Below are 2,973 nucleotides of genomic sequence, written 5' to 3'. Positions count from 1 at the left end.
CTTATGGCAGCACCCAGGTCTTGCTCAGTGGGTCAGGCAGTACCCTGGTCGAAACCTCAGCGGCCAGGGATCGAAGGCATATCTATAACCGTCGGAACCAGATAGTAGCGACCTACATCAACTTCCAGCTAACAGGCACTTACGCCTATAACGCACTGGGTCAGCGTACCCATAAAATGACGCCTTCTACCGATGCTGCCGAAGACCCGATACATACCGTTTACCATTACGGCCTCAGTGGCCAGTTGATGGCGGAAACCCGGATCGATAGCCAGACAGGGAAAGAGACCCACAAAAACTACTTGTGGATGAACCGGGTGCCGGTAGCAATGACAATGACGGATGATTCTAAAGGTCAACAAATCACCTACCTTCATACGGATCATCTGAATACTCCCAGAAAAGCGACCAATGACCAGCAAACCATTGTCTGGCAGTGGCAAAGCGATGCTTTTGGGATGGGTCTGGTCAATCCAGACCCGGACGGCGATGGCAAGGATACGGAAATCAACCTGCGCTTCGCAGGCCAGTACTACGACCATGAAAGCGGTTTGTTCTACAACTATCACCGTTACTACGACCCGGAAACGGGGCGATACAGCCAGAGTGATCCCATAGGGTTGAGAGGTGGCATCAATACCTATGCCTATGTGAACAGTAATCCGCTGGTCAGCACTGATCCATTGGGGCTGTTTTTGTTTGCTTTTGATGGGACGGGGATGGATAGGGATAATATTAAGGAAGGTCAAACCCTGACGAATGTCGCTCTATTTCAGAATTATTATGAAGATACGTATGGAGATGGGTCATCATTTTACTTGCGAGGAGTTGGGACTGACGGAGGCGCAGATACAGGATTAGGTGGAATATTTGGTAAAGGTGCGCGAAGCCGGGTGGACGATGCGCTGGAAAGGGTTGATACGTTGATTAGGGAGGGCGATCCATTCTTTTCAGATGGTATCATTGATATTGTGGGTTTTAGTCGTGGGGCAGCCATAGCTCGTGAGTTCAGTAATGATGTCTATGAGCGCATTGATAGCGGCTATTACGACAATCTGTATACAAAGCAGTCTCCAGACCGAGACTTGTGCTCTCCTCTGCCCACAGTAAAAATTCGTTTTATGGGTATTTTCGATACTGTAGGTTCTTTGGGAGAGCCGGGCGACTCTGATAATGGTGACTTTGATCTTACGACAGATCCACGTATTGAGCATGTTGCTCATGCTGTAGCTCTTAATGAACATCGTAGTTTTTTCTCTTTGTCATCAGTGGAACGAGATGAACATAATGCAGGAAGTGATAATAATATAGTTGAGCAGGGTTTTATCGGAGCCCATACAGATGTTGGTGGTGGATATGCGAATGGTGATTTATCTGATGCTCCTCTCCAATGGATGTTAAAGCAGGCAGAAAGAGCTCAGTTACAGCTTGTACCTTTGAAGAAAGAGCATGAACTGATTGATAAACCTGTACTGCATGATGAGCGAACAGGTGATGAAGGCTTTATTTACCCCAATAATGGTGATCGAAAAATTTTCTATGAAAATGACCCTGATTGGGAAGAAGCATTTTGCAAGCGACCATATAAGGGTGGATGTGTAGGTTGGTTACCATCTGTTACTCAGAGGCAGAAGACAGCCCCGCAATTCCCAAAGCTTGACCACATGCTGATCGAAAATCCGGACGGTAATCAGGGCAATATACGTGGCACTGTAGATATGGTTGAGTACCAGAAATGGCTGAAGGAAAACCTTTCTTTAAATATTGATTTACCGAAAGGTGCATAAGTATGAAAAGGTATATAAAGATATTCATGCTTTTTGCTTTGGCTGCTATTTCTGTATTTCTCATTTGGATGGTTTGGGAGTTATACTCTGAGCAGTCACCAACTTTCAACTTCCAAAATAGCACTATTGAGTCATTTAATAGCTTTTCTGCTGTAGATGATAATAATTATGTTATTGCCATGCAGAGAACTCGCCCTTTCTTGCCAGCAGCGACAAAAAGTATTGGGGCGGCAGTCAGCAAGGTACCTTCTTACTTGAAAATTAGCTTAGGTGATGAGGGTGATGAGAGAAATATAAGGCTGGATATTGGTGACTCACTACCTGACGCAATTTCATTTAAGCTCACATTTATGCCTTGGCGTTATACTGCAGAATTTATTGTTAGTATTCTCCCTGAAGACCAGTCTCAACTGACCTGGTTTCTTAAAGATAAGGAAAAAAGACGTAAGGTCATTGGATGTGGTGGATGGTTGGTTGATAAATACCACTCAGATGTGGTTGAAAGGTTCAAGCATATTAATTTTAGTGAAGATGACCCTCGTGAGGCCTATATCTGCAATCCTCTCTCTTATATAAACTTTGAACGTAAGCGAATAGAGGTTGAGCTGAGTAAAAAATGAAAAGATGACAGTATGCGCCACTCCACATCTCATGAAGTGGCGCGACGGCTTACAACAAACCCGAAATAGAATTCGAAAGCCCTTTCTTAAGCTCAGGCAAGGCTTCTTCAAATTTCAGATTGACCTTGTTAGCGGTAGAAACGACGTGGGTCTGGTATTTCTTCCGCTCACCTACTTCATTGTACTGAACCTGGGTGGAGCCGCTGTTGCCCTGTTTCAGGTTGTGGCTGCTGTTGCTGGAGACACTGCCTCTGGCTTTTTCGGATAGCTGGATATCGGTGATCAGCGAGTAGGTCACATCCTTGACCAGGCTGTTGGCAATTAACTCCGTTGCACCAAAAAGAAGTCCGCCTGCTGTTGCCGAAGTGCCACTACCACCCACCGCATAACCGGCGGCAGCACCCACAACGACACTGCCATAACCTGAGGCCAGGGCACGCTCGGCAGCAGCCGGATCGGTTTTACCCGCTTGCAGAATATTCACCTGCAGAAGGTAATGAGCGGCATCCGGATCATCCAGAAGCTTGTAGCCTTTACTCTGGATATTGTTGGTGATGGCATCGGTG

Annotated in this window: 3 protein-coding genes; 2 read left to right on the top strand and 1 reads right to left on the bottom strand. The window is 46.0% G+C overall.

The window, feature by feature from the left end:
• Nucleotides 1–1,787 (top strand): phospholipase effector Tle1 domain-containing protein (locus tag ACO6UY_RS24280; protein ID WP_422491617.1); only part of this gene is annotated, 1,787 nt, incomplete at its 5' end.
• Between the two features lie 2 nt (nt 1,788–1,789).
• Nucleotides 1,790–2,407, top strand: a complete 618-nt coding sequence (locus ACO6UY_RS24275) for a hypothetical protein (RefSeq protein ID WP_422491616.1) — start codon at nt 1,790–1,792, stop codon at nt 2,405–2,407.
• A gap of 49 nt (nt 2,408–2,456) precedes the next feature.
• Here the strand turns inward: ACO6UY_RS24275 and ACO6UY_RS24270 are convergent.
• The coding region (locus ACO6UY_RS24270) for a complement resistance protein TraT (protein WP_422491614.1) at nt 2,457–2,973 on the bottom strand (517 nt) is incomplete at its 5' end.

It is taken from the genome of Endozoicomonas sp. ALE010, from assembly GCF_049310165.1.
In the GTDB taxonomy this organism is placed as follows: domain Bacteria; phylum Pseudomonadota; class Gammaproteobacteria; order Pseudomonadales; family Endozoicomonadaceae; genus Endozoicomonas.
Note: the sequence above shows the minus strand (reverse complement) of the source record. Positions and strands in the feature narration are given on the sequence as shown.